Here is a 15,970-nt window from a genome sequence, read left to right as displayed (position 1 = left end):
CACCCGCCGCCTGGGAGCAAGCATCGCCCAACTCCTCAACATCTCCCCCTACTTCGGGAAAGACGCCCTCGTCTCTCACCTCACCCAATGCCAATCCCCAGAACTCCTATTAATCGCCACCCACGGCTATTTCTCCAAATCCATGCAACAGCCAGACTATGACAATTTAATCTTAGCCCTACTCACTTGCCCCAATGGACAAGAAGCGACTATCTTATACCATAACCACAAGCTGCTCAACGAGACATTACTAGAGAAAATCGAAACAGCCGCCACCATCTTCACCAAACAAGGAAACCCCAATCCTGCTCACAAGTTGCGAACCCTCATTCCCCAAATTAAGGCAATCATTCAATCCCCCCAAACCCCCTCAACCTCCCATCCCGAAGACCCAATGTTACGTTCCGCCCTCGCCTTTGCGGGCGCGAACCGTTGGCTAGAGGGCAAACCCTTACCCGACGCCCCTGAAAAAGGCATGGTATTCGCCCAAGACATCGCCGCCCTTGATCTGTGGGAAACCGAACTCGCTATCCTCTCCGCCTGCCAAACTGGAATCGGGGATGTGAAACTGGGTGAAGGAGTGTTCGGCTTGCGTCGCGCCTTTGCCATAGCCGGAACCAAAACCTTAATCATGAGCCTTTGGTCAGTTCCCGATCGCGCCACTGCCTTGTTGATGAATCGCTTCTTATCCAATCTGCGTCAGGGTATAGGGCGACGTGTAGCATTAAAAGAGGCTCAAGATTATATTCGCACAATTACGGTTCAACAGTTACAGGAATCTGAATTAGGGTGTAGCATCTTAGCGGAATTAGAGAAAGCATTACCCCAGACTCGACAATTACATCCCACCGATCAACCCCTCGCCCATCCTTACTTTTGGGGCGCTTGGGTCTGTCAAGGAGAGACAAAAGCCGTAAAATTGAACAGATTATAGAATTAATATGAAAATCGCAACCTGGAATGTTAACTCAATTCGCACCCGCCAAGATCATGTCTGTCAGTGGTTAACAGACAATCCTGTGGATGTGCTGTGTTTGCAGGAAACCAAAGTCGTTGATGAGCAATTTCCGCGATCGCGCTTTGAAGACTTAGGCTATCATCTCTATGTGTCGGGGCAAAAATCCTATAATGGTGTGGCACTGTTTAGCCGTAACCCTTTAGAAGCGGTGAGTGTGGGGTTTACGGGAGTGTTGACGCCGGAAGAGGTGGGAGAATTGGATGAGCAAAAGCGGGTAATTACAGGTATCCTGGATGGCATCCGGATTATTAATCTCTATGTTCCCAATGGTGCTGAGGTGGGAAGTGAGAAGTATGAGTATAAACTGCGCTGGTTGAAGCTGTTACAGGAGTATGTGCGATCGCTCTTAGATACTCAATCCCATGAACTCTGTATCTGTGGGGATTTTAACATTGCTCCCGATGACCGAGATATTCATAATCCCAAGAATAAAGACAAGCATATCATGGCATCTCCGGCGGAACGCCAAGGGTTAGAGGATGTGTTGGCGCTAGGGTTAGGGGATGCATTTCGCAAGTTTACTCAAGACGGGGGTCATTTTAGCTGGTGGGATTATCGCCATGGTGGGTTTAGCCGCAACCGGGGTTGGCGGATTGACCATCATTATCTCACGCCGAAGCTGTATGAAGCCGCAACCCGTTGTAGGATTGATGTAGAACCCAGAACCCTGGAGAAACCGAGCGATCATGCACCAGTGATTGTTGAGTTTGAGAGTTAAGATGAATAGCACTCACTTAAAACTGGGTTTGTAGTCGGCACTTTAGTGCCATAAGCGCTTGCATCGCTGACTACAAACTCTAAAGAATAACTCCAGAAACAGGGCGGGTTTAGTCACATCAAGGTGCAATCGAAACGATAGTAGTAAAACCCGCCCCTACAGAGGATCTGACAGGTGTAGGTTTTTTATTTTAGGGTGGGGACAAGACAAGGAGGACAAGGAAGGAAAGAAGACAAGGGGGAAATTTATGTTAACGCAGAGAATGAAGAGGTTTTTATGTATTTAGTCACAGGCGCTACTGGAGGATTAGGACGCCGGATTGTCCGGGTGTTACGGGAACGGGAATTACCTGTGCGGGCATTTGTTCGATTATCGTCAAATTATAAGGAATTAGAAAATCGAGGCGCGGAAATATTTGTTGGCGATTTGCGCGACGATAGAGACATCGAAAAAGCCTGTCAGGGAGTTGATTATATTATTAGCGCTCATGGGTCTGGAGGGAATGCTCAAGCCATCGATTATCGCGCCAATCGAGAACTGATTGATCAGGCAAAAGTGCTGGGAATTAAGCAGTTTGTCTATAGTTCAGTATTAGGTGCAGAACGAGAGTATGAAAATGCACCCGTGTTTAAGGCGAAACGAGCCACGGAAAAGTATTTACAAGGGAGTAATATCACCTATACAATTCTTCGCCCCTCTGGTTTTGCCTCTAATCTTTTACCACTAGCGGAACGATTTCGGGAAACGGGGGTTTATTTGCTCAACGGGAATCCCAAACATCGCTCATCTATTGTGAGTACCGATGATTTAGCCAAAATTGCCGTTGATTCGATTAGCATTGAAGCCGCACACAATCAAATTTTTCCGGTAGGAGGACCCGATATTCTTCAACGGGAAGATATCCCTCATATTTTTGGTCGTGTGTTTAATCGAGACCCCATTATTATTAATCCGCCCTTATTTGTCTTTGATGGGGTAAAAACCGCGTTAGAGTTGGTTAATCCCAAAATTAGCAATGGGTTAAATACACTGCGAACCTTAATCACGAATGAGTTTTTCTGTACGACAGAACAAATTGCAGAGATTGAGTCGGTCTACAATTTGCAAATGGAATCCCTAGAAAGTTTTCTGAAGCGGTATTTAGTGACATAAGCATTCATTTCATTCCTTCGTTCGTAGTAAGGGCTTTAGCCCTAGATTTTGTTAAGTTTCCTTCTGTAGGGGCGAGTCGCTGCACATCGTAGGCGGTGCGAGAATTAACCTATCTCGACTCGCCCTTGTCCAAAGGTACGCAGTATCAAATAATTCTTGATACTTGATACAGGGCGACCCGATAAAATTAAGGGTTGGGTGATGTAAATTGGATACGGCGGGTCGCCCCTACTGGGGAAAACGCTACAGTTAACGACTATCGCGCCAACACCGTTGTAACCCGAATCCTACACCCAGCGCGATTAACCCAACCACAGAGGTAGGTTCAGGTACTGAGGTTGCATCATCTGCACTCGTCAAATAATTAGCCACGGCAAAATTCTCCATATCCGAACCCGGGTTATCCGTGGATGTACTCAGAAGACTATTCGCTGAACCTGTACTATTGCTGCTATTACCTGTCAGATTCCAACCAATAACATCAAAGGCTTGCAAATCCAAGTCACTAATACTTAAACGTTCGCCGCGTGCTGCTGTCGGGTCCATGATTCCCAAACTGCGGTTATCCTTCCAGTGACTAGCTTGGCGTCCATCTCCGTTATAGCTACCCGTGGAAAATAAACCCAGGTTTGTATCCCCTCCATCAATGGAAAAATACGCCTTGCTTCCGGCGGCTAAGTCCAGAATACCCTGGTTGGCACTATTTTCAGAGTAGCGAAACAGATCCAGTGGACTGAAGATTCTGTAGGGATCAAGTGATAACGGGGCGCCTGGTCCATCGGGTTCGGAATAATAGTCTACAATATCCACACCGCTGACAAACCCCAATGCATGACCGATTTCATGAGCCGCTATTCCCACGAAATCAAAAGCATTGCTGCTAATTCCATTATCGGGATTAAAGTCGAAATTGAAGTCACTATTGAATTTAATTGTTGCATCAGTCGAGCTATTGTTCCCACTGAGTAAGTCGAGGGCTTTGGCATTTGCCCGATTAATACCCAGATAATAATTATTGGCGGTGAAATTATTATCCCTGATCGTATTACCCGAAAATGGATCGGTCGTCAGAAAATCAAGAAACGAACCGGTTTGCAAATTGGCGACCGCCGTATTATCATCCGTAGATAATCGGTCATTACTTAAGGCATTGCGAACAGTAGAGTAGCGACTCCCCACTGTATTACTACTCGCCTGACCTAAAATGCCAGAACCCAGCGACTCAAAACCAATGTCAATGTTGACGGTAATATCATCAGTGAATTGATCAGACCAAAGATCTCCAGCCGCTGTGAATCCATCAATCGCCTGTTGAGATGTCCCTGAAGACGGACTAAAGTTAAATTGTAGGGCTTGTGCGGCGGTGGCGCCAAAACTGATTTCTACAGCAACAGCAAGAGCTGTCAATGGTGTGAGTGATCGGACATACTGACTCAGAAGTGAGAGCTTATTTGTCATGACTCGCCTAACTCAATAAGGTGTGTTCAACGATACACTCTATATCTATCCATTCCAGAACTTGGAGATATTATTCAGGTTTGCCATTGGTCAAGTTGGTCTATTTGATTGAGTCCTGAACGGTTTACGACAATTGACCTAGATCTTCAAATTTTTAGCTTCCTCTTGTCTCTGATATTAACCTACATTGACGACAAGCATGGAGAGTAATGTTACAATACTTTAAAATGGTAAGCTGTTCGGCATTTAAACCTTAATATCAATAATGGCGAAATCCTTGTAGTGCGAGCATCTTGCTCGCTACCCATTCCCAATTTAAATGCATGACAGCTTATGTAAATCTTTTTATTCTTTGTTTGAAGTTAATTATTGAATGATATCGGTATAGTACCGCTAAAATTCTGGATTAGATTTGACCATGGAATCGGGCGCACATGGGTGGGGTAAAAGGGCGCACGTCTGTGCGCCCCTACGGTTCTAATCCATCAAATTGCCACGCCACTACACTTAAAACTTAACCCGATCCGCGATCGCACGTCCAATTTCCAGGGAGGCGGTAGCCGCTGGAGAGGGCGCATTACAGACATGCAGGGTTTTATGTCCTTCGACAATCAGAAAATCATCCACTAATTGACCATTCTCCATCAAGGCTTGGGCGCGAACCCCTGCATGAGTGGGACTTAAATCATCAGATTGAATCTCCGGAATCAGCCGTTGCAAACTGCGAACAAATGCGGCTTTACTAAAGGAACGCACGATTTCCTCCACGCCAATTTGCCAATAGCTTTGTGCCAATTTCCAACACCCTGGAAACGTGATAATCTCTATAAAATCTCCCCAGTCAAAATCCGTCTTTTTATACCCTTCCCGCTTAAAACTCAGCACTGCATTTGGACCCGCATGAATCCCACCATCAATCATCCGGGTAAAATGGACGCCTAAAAAGGGGAAATTCGGATTCGGAACCGGATAAATCAGATGCTTGACTAAATATCGCTTTTCCGGCTCCAATTCGTAATATTCCCCCCGAAACGGTATAATCTTAGCGGGAGGCTGCATCTGACCCAATTTCACCACGCGATCGCTCTGCAATCCCGCACAGTTAATCGCCATCCCTGTCTCAAATTCTCCTTGATTGGTTTCGACGACTAAACCGTCAGACGTTTCCCGCAGATTTTGCACCGTGGTATTTAATCGCAGTTCTCCCCCTTGGGCGCTAATTAATTCCACATACTTTTCACACACTTGCTGATAATCAACAATCCCCGTCGCCGCCACGCGAATTCCGCCAACAGAACGGACATGAGGTTCAATTTCAGTGACTTCTTCCGGACTAATTCGCTTCACAGTTAACCCATTTTCTAATCCCCGTTGATAGAGATTATCCAGCAACGGTAATTCCTCCGCTTCTGTCGCCACAATGACTTTGCCACAAACGTCATGAGGAATCCCATGTTCCTGACAAAATTTGACCATAGACAGATTCCCTTCACGGGCAAACTTTGCTTTAAAACTGCCCGGTTTATAGTAAATCCCCGAATGAATCACACCACTATTATTGCCCGTCTGGTGATATGCCCAACGGTTCTCTTTTTCCAAGACTAAAATCTTACAGTCAGGGTAGCGTTGTCCGATTGCTAAAGCCGTAGACAAGCCAACAATTCCACCACCGATAATTGTAAAACGATATTGTGTCATTGGTCATTGGTCATTGGTCATTGGTCATTCGTCCTTGGTCATTCGTCATTACGTGAAGTCGGGGCGGGTTTATTTACATCTGGGTGTAACCAAAAAGATAGTAGTGAAACCCGCCCCTACACAATCTCCCCCATCTCCCTCATCTACATTTGCGGTGCGATCGCATAATCCACTAACTGGGCTAATTTTTGCCGCAGCGTTTCTAGTCCCAACCGCTTGCTAGCTGAAACAAATACCCCTTGGGGAAATTCGTCTTGGGCTAAGGCTAGGGTATCACTGTCTACTTCGTCAATCTTGTTAAACACCACTAGAATCGGTCCGGGTGTCACAGGCATATCTGCCAAAATGGACATGACTGAACGAATGTGATTTTGCCATGCGGGATGGGATAAATCCACCAGATGAATTAACGCATCGGCTTCTGTCACCTCTTCTAACGTGGCGCGGAAGGAATCGACGAGGGGGGGTGGTAATTCGTGAATGAATCCCACGGTGTCGGTGAGTAGAACTGTGATTGACTCCCCTGTCTCCGTATCGGTAATCGGTAAACGTCGGGTAGTGGGGTCAAGGGTGGCAAACAATTGATCAGCGGTGTAGACTTCGGCATTCGTTAATGTATTTAACAACGTTGATTTACCCGCATTTGTATAACCCACAACAGAAATCGTCGGCACATCTTGCTTTTGGCGTCGTTGTCGCATCCGCGATCGATGTGCCTGCAACTGGTTCACCTCTTGTTGCAATCGGGCAATTCGGCGCTGAATCGCACGGCGTTCGGTTTCCAGTTTGGTTTCTCCGGGTCCACGAGTGCCAATTCCACCGCCTAATCGGGACATGGCTTGACCTCGACCCGTGAGGCGCGGCAGCATGTATTCTAATTGGGCTAATTCGACTTGTAATTTCCCGGCACGAGATTGGGCGCGTTGGGCGAAAATGTCTAATATGACTTCCGTGCGATCAACCACTCGTACCCCGGTTTGGGCTTCTAAGTTGCGAACTTGGGCGGGGGATAAGTCGCGATCAAATACGACTAAATTCGCCCCCAATGTCTGCACCGTCAGGGCAATTTCCTGCACTTTTCCCGCGCCGACAACGGTTTGAGGATGGAGTTGCGATCGCCTTTGTCGTAATGTCTGTAATACTTCCCCGCCGGCGGTTTGCACCAGTCGGGCAATTTCGGCTAACCCGTCTTCAAACTGTCCCCGACTCATATCGGCTGTCATTAAACCGACAATCAACACCCGATCTTGATCAACATCGACATGTTGGGCGATGAATTCACGACGAAATTCGGCTTCAAGTCCTTCAACTAAATCAAAGAACTCTTGTTTAGTCAACAGATCCAGACTCAATGCTGGGGATAAATGCCAACTCGGTTGACCATCGTTGTCTTGTCTGGAGGACTGAGTAACGGGAATCAGGTGGGCTAAATAGGTTTCCTTCACATATCCGGTTGCGCCACCCCCTCGGCGTTCAAATCCTGACTCACTCACGGTTAGCAGGACTAACGCATCCAAGCGCTGAATCGCCATAGCGGTTAAGTCCGCATTACGCGGCGTATGGGATTTGAGTTGAGTGGCGATACAGCGAATTCCACACAATCGTTCTGCACCATAGCGGGGTAACTCTAAAGGTGGGATTTTGGTTTGCGTTGGGGTTCCCACTCCGACTCGAATCACCTGTCCTCGACGATTGAGGTAAGTACATAAGGGCTGTTTGATATCAGCACTAATCGCGGCTAACCGTTGGGCAAATTCCGGTGTGGTCAAGCGATCGCCTGGTAAGCGCTGGTGATAGAGGCGTTGCAGTTGTTTAAGCTGGCTAGGCTTTAAACCGACAAGATTGCCGTAGATCGTTTCGATAGGCGATTCCCAGTAAACTGGCTCCTGACTCTACTTTTGTTTATTTTAGATCCTCCCCGGTGTCAACGCACGAGGATTCCTCACCAGCCAATCCAAATGTAGGGGCGGGTTTAGGAACTCAAGTAACGGGGAAATCACTACATTTCATCCAAAACCCGCCCTTCCCCCAATCTTGAACTACTTTCCTAGTTCATTTATTGGTAGGGGGGCGGATGTTGCTGTTCATTTATTGGTGAGGTAGGGCGGGTTTTGTTTTTCAGTTAGTTCTGAGTAGCCGATTTTAGTCCCTAAACCCGCCCCTACAAATTGTTCCTTGATGACTAACTAACTCTCCCTCATCTCCCTCATCTCCCCCATCTCCCCCCGCTTCCCCTGCTTCCCCTGCTTCCCTCTTGACAGGTGGGTCTAGTGTGAGGTAAGTTAAATATAACTAAATAGTAATTTAGTAAACAAACAATCCAAAACAGTCCAAGGGAGATGAGCCGATGTTATTTCGTCAACTATTTGACAGTGAAACCAGCACCTATACCTATCTCATCGCTGATTTAGCTACAAAAGCGGCGATTCTAGTCGATCCAGTGAAAGAACAGGTTGATCGCGATCGCAAACTCCTCGATGAGTTGGGATTAACTCTACAGTATTGCCTAGAAACCCATATTCACGCCGATCACGTCACCGGAACAGCGCGATTGCGCGAGTTGACTCACTGTCAGGGTGTGGTTCCTCAAAATGCCTCGGCGACTTGTGCTGACCGCTTTCTGGCGGATGGTGAGGTGTTAAGGGTGGGTTCAGTTGAGATTGTGGCGATCGCCACACCGGGTCATACCGATAGCCATAACGCCTATTTAGTGAATCGCGATCGCGTCCTCACGGGAGATTCGCTGTTAATTCGCGGATGCGGTCGAACTGATTTCCAAGGCGGTGATGCAAGCACGTTATTTGATTCCATAACGCAAAAGTTATTTAATTTGCCCGATGAGACGCTGGTTTATCCCGGACATGATTATCACGGACATACCGTATCCACGATTGGCGAAGAACAGCAATGGAATCCCCGATTAGCGAATCGCGATCGCGCCAGCTTTATCGAATTGATGAATAACTTAAATCTTCCTAATCCGAAAAAGATAATGGAAGCCGTTCCCGCTAATGAACGCTGTGGCAAAGTAGCGGTGAACACCTAAAAGAACCGGGATTCCTGTAAACATCTACACCAATACATTCAGTTAGACAAGTTCTGCACATAGATAAGGAGAAAAACTCATGGTTTTAGCTAATGCCAATAACCTCCAAGAAATAGACGCCAAAACGTTAAAACAATGGCTGGATCATCAACAAGTAATGCTGATTGACGTGCGGGAACCGGGCGAATATGCCAGCGAACATATTCCTGGGGCAAAATTAATGCCCCTGTCTAACCTGAATCCCGTCGATGTTAAACCAGAAACCGATCAACAGGTTGTATTATACTGTCAAAGCGGGAATCGCTCAAAACAAGCCGCCCAAAAACTCTTCGACTCTGGATTTGAATCGGTGAATCATCTTCAAGGGGGATTACCCACTTGGAAATCCGCCGGATATCAGACTCAGGTAAACAAAAATGCGCCCATTAGTTTATTCCGACAAGTTCAAATTGTAGCAGGTACATTAGTGTTTACGGGAACTGTATTAGGTGCGTTTGTCTCGCCTTGGTTTTTAATCTTGAGTGGTTTTGTTGGTGCAGGATTAGTCTTTGCTGGCGTCAGTGGCACTTGTGCGATGGGGATGTTACTCGCAAAATTACCTTACAACCAGCGAGTTTAAATGTGATAGGTCATTGATTTAAGCTTGGTGGGCAATGCCCACCCTACAGGGTGTTGACTGGGAGAGGATAAGGGAATGATTAATCAACGAAGGACATAAGACAAATGACCAAGGACAAATAACCAAGGACATAAGACAAATGACTACTTGGATAATTGGGTTAATTCTTGCCGCCGGAATTGGCATTAGTTTGGGGTTAATGGGGGGTGGCGGTTCGGTGCTAGCCTTGCCTATTTTAGTGTATGTGATGGGGGTGGAAGCGAAAAGCGCGATCGCGATGACATTGGTAATCGTGGGAACTGTTAGCCTGATTGGAGTTATTCCGCACTGGCGACGAGGAAATCTGAATTTCAAAAAGGCATTTATGTTCGGCGCGGCGACGATGGTAGGCGCATATTTGGGGGCAAAGTTAGCCTTTTTTGTCAGCGGAACAGTCCAGCTTCTGCTATTTGCAGTAATGATGATTATTGCGGCGGGATTCATGATCCGCAAAAGCAATAAACCGACTAAACCTGATAACGACTTGCAGTATTATCCTCAACCCGTGTGTAAATATTGTTGGTTGTGGATGTTAACGGAAGGGTTAGGTGTAGGCGTATTGACAGGTTTAGTCGGGGTTGGCGGTGGATTCGCGATCGTTCCGGCATTGGTATTATTAGGAAATACGCCGATGAAGGAAGCGGTAGGAACGTCATTATTAATTATTGCCTGTAACTCGGTGGCTGGATTTCTGGGATATTGGGGACAGGTTCCCCTAGATTGGGGATTAATGGGTTCATTTATTGTGGCGGCAAGTGTAGGAATTATAGTTGGGTCATATTTGGCACAGTATATCAAAGCTCAACAATTACAGAAAGCCTTTGGTTATTTTTTAATTGCCGTAGCCGCGTTTATTTTAGTGCAAAATCGTCAGGTGTTCACATCAGGACAGAATCAGACGGACTCAAGTAGGAAGCCAGGGGTTCAGATAGCTTATCGATAAATTTCAGGTTTGATGAATATTCGTTGGCGCTTGACTTTTTTTGTCGTTTCCGGTATTATTTCATCATGGGAAAATGTGCCGTCCTATAGACCCAAACAACCCAAAATCGGTAGGGTGGGTTAGGCGGTATTTAATTGAAAAAACAAACCTTTAAATTAGATATCCGCCATAACCCACCAAGTTATCGTTGCTAACAGTGGAATAACAGAATAGAGGGCTAAGGTTCCCCACTACGAACCCAAGCTAATCTACCCAATTATACGTGCCACGCCAGTAGTGTCGTGACCCAGCTAAAATAGGGTTTTGTTTGTAGTAAGCACAAAGAGTGCTATAACGCTTAGCTGGAGAGGGCTGAAGCCCTCACTACGAACCAATTCTAATCCACCAAATAAGGTGTGCCACGCCGCCATCGTGGGTTAGGCGGTATTCAATTGAGAAAACAAATCCTTAAATTAGATATCCGCCGTAACCCACCAAGTTATCGTTGCTAACTGTGTATTCCCCGTTGCCTGTTGCCTGTTGCCTGTTGCCTTTTTCGCTACAGTTAGCAGTAAGCTGGTTTACGGCGTTCGTTACAAGTGATTATGGCAACCATCAACGATAACTACCTGAAACTCAAAGCAGGCTACCTGTTTCCCGAAATTGCCCGCCGAGTGAATACCTTTGCTGAAGCGAACCCAGATGCCGCTATCATTAAACTGGGAATTGGCGATGTTACCGAACCCTTACCCGAAGCCTGTCGCACGGCGATGATTCAGGCGGTAGAAAATATGGGGAATCGGGAGTCTTTCCGAGGCTATGGACCCGAACAGGGGTATCCCTGGCTGCGGGAGAAAATCGCCGCCCAGGATTTCCAGGCGCGGGGATGTCAGGTGGATGCATCAGAAATCTTTATCTCCGACGGTTCTAAGTGCGATACGGGCAATATTCTGGATATTTTTGGCAAAAATAACAAAATTGCCGTCACTGACCCCGTTTATCCCGTCTACGTGGACACGAATGTGATGGCGGGACATACTGGAGAGGTGAATGAGACGGGTGAATTTGAGGGATTAGTCTATTTGCCGATTAGTGCCGAGAATAATTTTACCGCAGAGATTCCCTCTCAGAAAGTGGATTTGATTTATCTGTGTTTTCCGAATAATCCCACAGGCGCTACCACGACTAAGGAAAACTTGAAGGCGTGGGTAGATTATGCCAAAGCCAATGGGTCAATTATTTTCTTTGATGCGGCTTACGAAGCGTTTATCACCGACGAGAGTTTACCCCATTCTATCTATGAAATTGAAGGGGCGCGAGATTGTGCGATCGAGTTTCGTTCCTTTTCTAAGAATGCGGGATTTACCGGAACTCGTTGTGCGTTGACGGTTGTTCCTAAAACCTTAACCGCCAAAGCATCGGATGGTTCAGATGTGGAACTTTGGAAGCTATGGAACCGCCGCCAGTCTACTAAGTTTAATGGGGTGTCTTATATTGTCCAACGAGGGGCGGAAGCGGTTTACTCAGAAGCCGGAAAAGCCCAGGTGAAGGCGTTAGTTAGCTTTTATTTGGAAAACGCCAAAATTATTCGCCAGAAGTTAACGGAAGCGGGATTAAGTGTGTATGGTGGGGTTCATGCACCTTATATTTGGGTGAAGACACCCAATGGTTTATCCAGTTGGGATTTCTTCGATAAGTTACTGCAAACCTGTTATGTTGTCGGAACACCCGGTTCCGGATTTGGCGCGGCGGGTGAAGGCTATTTCCGAATTTCGGCGTTTAATAGTCGGGAGAATGTGGAAGAGGCGATGAAGCGGATTACCCAGAAGTTTAAGGTGTAGACTCTAGCAGCTAGCAATACCCCGATTTCTTGAAGAAGTCGGGGTTCTAATTCCCATCGCTTATAAAAGGAATCGGTTAAATTTGAGAAAACTAAGTTTTGAAACAGATGGTGAGAGAACCAAGTGCCATTAACGAATATGAAGCTGTTCGCGATCGCATGAAAACGGGAGACTTGATTGCTTTCTCCGGCAGGATCTGCATTTCCCGCGTGAATCAGTTAGTAACTCAATCTCCCTACTCCCATGTTGCGATGGTGCTTGAGGTGGAAATGGGGGGTGGATTTGGCAAAAGTGTCCTGATTATCGAATCAGCCGCCCCTCAGACGGATCGAGATCCCACAGGTAGAAAAGCGATTAAAGGAGTCCAAGTTAATTGGCTTTCTCGACGATTAGATATGTATAAGGGCAAAGCATGGTGGCTACCGTTAAAGGAACCCATTGCCCCCGATAACTTATTCAAAATGCAGATGTGGTTGAGACAAACCTATAATGAACGCCGCCCTTTCGCGACAGTACAAGCGGCAAAAGCAGGGTTGATGCTGTTGAATAAGTTAGGGTTAGGAAATAAACTGGATCTTTCCGCTCTATTTTGCTCAGAATTGATTACCGCCGCGTTACAAATTGCGGGTGTGGTTGACCCCTATATTAATCCCTCAAAGCAGACACCAGTCGATGTGGTTAATTTACCTTGCTTTGCTAAACCCCCAATTTTAATTAAGCCTGATTAATCGGAATGAGTTTAAACACCCGCCCGGAGTTCAAACTCCGGGCTAAAAGCTCAAGTCCACTAAAGTGGACTAAAACTTTTAATCCGAATGGTACTAACTTAAAGCTGATAGACAGTGCCTAACCTACGGTATAGCAAGAGTTCCGGCGATTCCAAAAGGCTTAAGTCAGTGCCATTAACTTTAAGTCAGTGCCATTCAACTTAGAATTCTGATTCGGGGGGATTTTCAACCGTGAGATCCAGTTGATAATCAATCGGTTCATCCGCGTCAGATACCACAACAAACTCATAAAACCCCGATTCTGGTAATTCCCCAGAAAAGCTGTGCTGGCGCGAATCTTCCAGGAAGATTGTATTACCTGTGGGACTATAGATCGATAATAAAGCGTCAGCTTCACTGGAGAGATTCACCTCCATGAACTGATCTGCCGCTAACTCAGCGGTAAAGGCTTTTCCTTCTCCGGGTTGCAGGGTTCCACTTATTTGTGTGCCAGTCTCACCCCGTTTAAACACAATCCGTTCTAAAGCCTCTCTGGATTGCAACGCCTTGACGGTATCCGCAACCGTGGCTTGCCAGATTTGACCCATGGGTTGATCCAGAAATTCTGATCCCGTTTCTCCTGCTTGTTTGGGGAAGACGCGGAAAAACTGGGCATCGGCGATGTCATATAATGCCCGACTACTCACACGTAGACGATTGACTTGGCGTTTCCAACGATCGCGATCGCTTTCATCATAACTACCTAATTCTGCCTTGGCTTGACGACTCAGATCAAGCTGTTCAATCTGGGTGAGTACATTTGCTGCGATTCTATCCCAGGCTTCTCGCAGCCTAGCATCGTCTGGATCGGTACTTAATGGAATTCCCCGTTGTCCTGGATACTCATTCCAAAACGCTTCATCGACTAAATTGACATAAAAGTCATAATCGATCCCCAGATTCATCCGTCGCTGTCGCAGGGCTTGCTTGCGTTGTCGTTCTTCCAGCGAAAAGTCGGAGGAGGGTTCAGGTTCCTCATCATCCTCTGGTGAAATCACTGGGTTCTCAAAGTCTTCGACTGTCGGCGTCGCATCGGGTTGTTCCGATTGCAATTGACTGTCAATCCACAGATTACCCGCCCACCAGCCAAAAGCACCTGCTGCCAGAATTAACCCTAGTGCTAGGATCAATTTCCCTAACCAGCCTAAGGCAGCATTATTATTGCCACTTGGCGCAGCACTTGGCGCAGACCTCTGGGCAACCGGGGCAGGGGGGGAGGGTGGCGTCGGTGCAACCTGACCCGGTGAAACCGCTACAGTCGCTTGGGTTTGCGGTGATGGTGGCGGCGGTGGAGAGTATGCCTGTGGGGGGGACTGAGAATTCAGCATCTGTAAGACTTGGTTCGCACTTTGGGGGCGATTACGGGGGTGGGGTTGCAGCAGTTGTTCGAGGATATGGCTAAGGGTAGGGCTAAGAGGAGTGGCACTAAAGTGCTTACTACGATCCCAGGTTAAGGTTTGGGGATCGATGAGTTCAGAAGGTTCTTTTCCGGTGAGTAACACCAAAACTGTTGCCCCTAAAGCGTACAAATCGCTACTGGCAGAAACAATCCCTCCTTGCATTTGTTCGTGGGGTGCATAACCCACCTTACCCAAGCGCGTGGCTGTGGCGGGGGAGGATGCCATCACCTGAGAGGCTACTGTGGCAGCGATTTGCTTAACTCCACCAAAGTCAATCAGTACAGGCAATTCATCGGATTGACGAATGATAATATTATCCGGGGAAATATCTCGATGAATTACGCCGAGGGAGTGGATATAGTCCAAAACTGGGAGAATTTGGCGTAATAGTTTGAGAACTTCGGTTTCGTTAAACCGTAATCCCTGACTCCGGCGTGCCTCTAAGATAGCGCGACAGGTTTGTCCAGCAATATAGTCTTGGACTAAAAACAGGTGTCCTTCTCCCTGCTGCTTCACTCGCAGCAGTTCTCTAAATTCAGGGATTTGGGGATGTTTCAGCTTATAGAGAACCCCAGCTTCCCGTTCAAACAGTTCTGAGGCTTTCTGTAAGGCAAATGTCCCTTGCACTTGGGGGGCGAATTCCTTTAATACACAAGCTTCACCGAAGCGATTCAAATCTTGGGCTAAATAGGTGCGTCCAAATCCCCCATGTCCCAATTCCCGCACAATCCGATAGCGTCCCGCCAAAGCCAATCCCGACTCCCTGTTGCCATTGTTTGCTTGCTCCAGTTTCTCACCACAGTGGAGACAAAAGCGACTATTAGGAGGATTTTCGTGACCGTGAGAGCAATGTAAGGGCTTCATGAATCCAGAACGTGGGCGACGTGAGTGAAGAAGGCGGAAGGCGGGCAATAGCGGAATGACCACTCAGATCATTACATGGTTGTAATTGTAGCCTCTGGATTTTTCTGGACTTCTATCATGTCCCTCTCAAGTGGGAGCGATCGCGAAATCCAACACATTATTCTACAACCCGTGATACACCGTAGGGTGGGCATTGCCCACCAGCTAAAATTTGGGATTAGTTGGGTTCGTAGTAGGGGCTTCAGCCCCTAATTTCTTTCATGGGCATCAGGCTAATCCATCTTGCTAAGATGTGCCACGCCACTACTGAAATCGGTTGAATCGGGCGCACGTCGGTCATTGGTGTCAACTTAAGGCTAAAACCCTTACTTAATCAGAGATCCCCCCTAGCCCCCCTTTTTGATCCCCCTTCCGTCCCCCTATTAGAT

The 15,970-nt window shown here is 47.0% G+C and carries 12 protein-coding genes; 8 read left to right on the top strand and 4 right to left on the bottom strand.

Annotation, left to right across the window (positions count from 1 at the left end):
* The 3 genes from RIE73_RS05865 to RIE73_RS05855 form a co-directional block, all read left to right on the top strand.
* A partial coding sequence (locus tag RIE73_RS05865) for a CHAT domain-containing protein (RefSeq protein WP_446400305.1) occupies positions 1 to 934 on the top strand: 934 nt, incomplete at its 5' end.
* A gap of 7 nt (positions 935 to 941) precedes the next feature.
* A complete protein-coding gene (gene xth, locus RIE73_RS05860) occupies positions 942 to 1,736 on the top strand; it encodes an exodeoxyribonuclease III (protein ID WP_446400304.1) in 795 nt (264 codons plus the stop codon).
* A 276-nt stretch (positions 1,737 to 2,012) separates the two neighbouring features.
* On the top strand, positions 2,013 to 2,888 hold the full coding sequence (locus RIE73_RS05855; protein ID WP_446400303.1) for an SDR family oxidoreductase: 876 nt from the start codon (positions 2,013 to 2,015) through the stop codon (positions 2,886 to 2,888).
* A 249-nt stretch (positions 2,889 to 3,137) separates the two neighbouring features.
* On the opposite strand, the gene RIE73_RS05850 is transcribed toward RIE73_RS05855, so the two are convergent.
* From RIE73_RS05850 to hflX, 3 genes are all read right to left on the bottom strand, one after another.
* The gene (locus RIE73_RS05850) at positions 3,138 to 4,346 is read right to left on the bottom strand and encodes an NF038122 family metalloprotease (protein WP_446400302.1); all 1,209 of its coding nucleotides are present in this window, start codon (positions 4,344 to 4,346) and stop codon (positions 3,138 to 3,140) included.
* Between the two features lie 507 nt (positions 4,347 to 4,853).
* The gene (gene lhgO / locus RIE73_RS05845) at positions 4,854 to 6,044 is read right to left on the bottom strand and encodes an L-2-hydroxyglutarate oxidase (protein ID WP_446400301.1); all 1,191 of its coding nucleotides are present in this window, start codon (positions 6,042 to 6,044) and stop codon (positions 4,854 to 4,856) included.
* A gap of 143 nt (positions 6,045 to 6,187) precedes the next feature.
* On the bottom strand, positions 6,188 to 7,906 hold the full coding sequence (hflX, locus tag RIE73_RS05840) for a GTPase HflX (RefSeq protein ID WP_446400306.1): 1,719 nt from the start codon (positions 7,904 to 7,906) through the stop codon (positions 6,188 to 6,190).
* 485 nt (positions 7,907 to 8,391) lie between these two features.
* Between hflX and RIE73_RS05835 the strand changes: the two genes are divergently transcribed.
* The 5 genes from RIE73_RS05835 to RIE73_RS05815 all read left to right on the top strand — a co-directional run bounded on the left by RIE73_RS05835 (position 8,392) and on the right by RIE73_RS05815 (position 13,239).
* Positions 8,392 to 9,090 carry an MBL fold metallo-hydrolase gene (locus RIE73_RS05835; protein ID WP_446400300.1) on the top strand — a complete coding sequence of 233 codons (699 nt, stop codon included), beginning with the start codon at positions 8,392 to 8,394 and terminating at the stop codon, positions 9,088 to 9,090.
* 79 nt (positions 9,091 to 9,169) lie between these two features.
* Positions 9,170 to 9,709 carry a rhodanese-like domain-containing protein gene (locus RIE73_RS05830; RefSeq protein ID WP_446400299.1) on the top strand — a complete coding sequence of 180 codons (540 nt, stop codon included), beginning with the start codon at positions 9,170 to 9,172 and terminating at the stop codon, positions 9,707 to 9,709.
* Positions 9,710 to 9,848: 139 nt separating this feature from the next.
* The gene (locus RIE73_RS05825; protein ID WP_446400298.1) at positions 9,849 to 10,691 is read left to right on the top strand and encodes a sulfite exporter TauE/SafE family protein; all 843 of its coding nucleotides are present in this window, start codon (positions 9,849 to 9,851) and stop codon (positions 10,689 to 10,691) included.
* A 584-nt stretch (positions 10,692 to 11,275) separates the two neighbouring features.
* Positions 11,276 to 12,511, top strand: a complete 1,236-nt coding sequence (locus RIE73_RS05820) for an LL-diaminopimelate aminotransferase (protein WP_446400297.1) — start codon at positions 11,276 to 11,278, stop codon at positions 12,509 to 12,511.
* A 107-nt stretch (positions 12,512 to 12,618) separates the two neighbouring features.
* Positions 12,619 to 13,239 carry a hypothetical protein gene (locus RIE73_RS05815; RefSeq protein ID WP_446400296.1) on the top strand — a complete coding sequence of 207 codons (621 nt, stop codon included), beginning with the start codon at positions 12,619 to 12,621 and terminating at the stop codon, positions 13,237 to 13,239.
* Positions 13,240 to 13,439: 200 nt separating this feature from the next.
* Here RIE73_RS05815 and RIE73_RS05810 read toward each other — a convergent pair whose 3' ends face one another.
* Positions 13,440 to 15,542 carry a protein kinase domain-containing protein gene (locus tag RIE73_RS05810; protein WP_446400295.1) on the bottom strand — a complete coding sequence of 701 codons (2,103 nt, stop codon included), beginning with the start codon at positions 15,540 to 15,542 and terminating at the stop codon, positions 13,440 to 13,442.
* Between the last annotated feature and the right edge of the window lie 428 nt (positions 15,543 to 15,970).

The sequence above is a fragment of the Coleofasciculus sp. C1-SOL-03 genome, from assembly GCF_040220555.1.
Classification (GTDB): Bacteria; Cyanobacteriota; Cyanobacteriia; order Cyanobacteriales; family Coleofasciculaceae; genus Coleofasciculus.
Note: the sequence above shows the minus strand (reverse complement) of the source record. Positions and strands in the feature narration are given on the sequence as shown.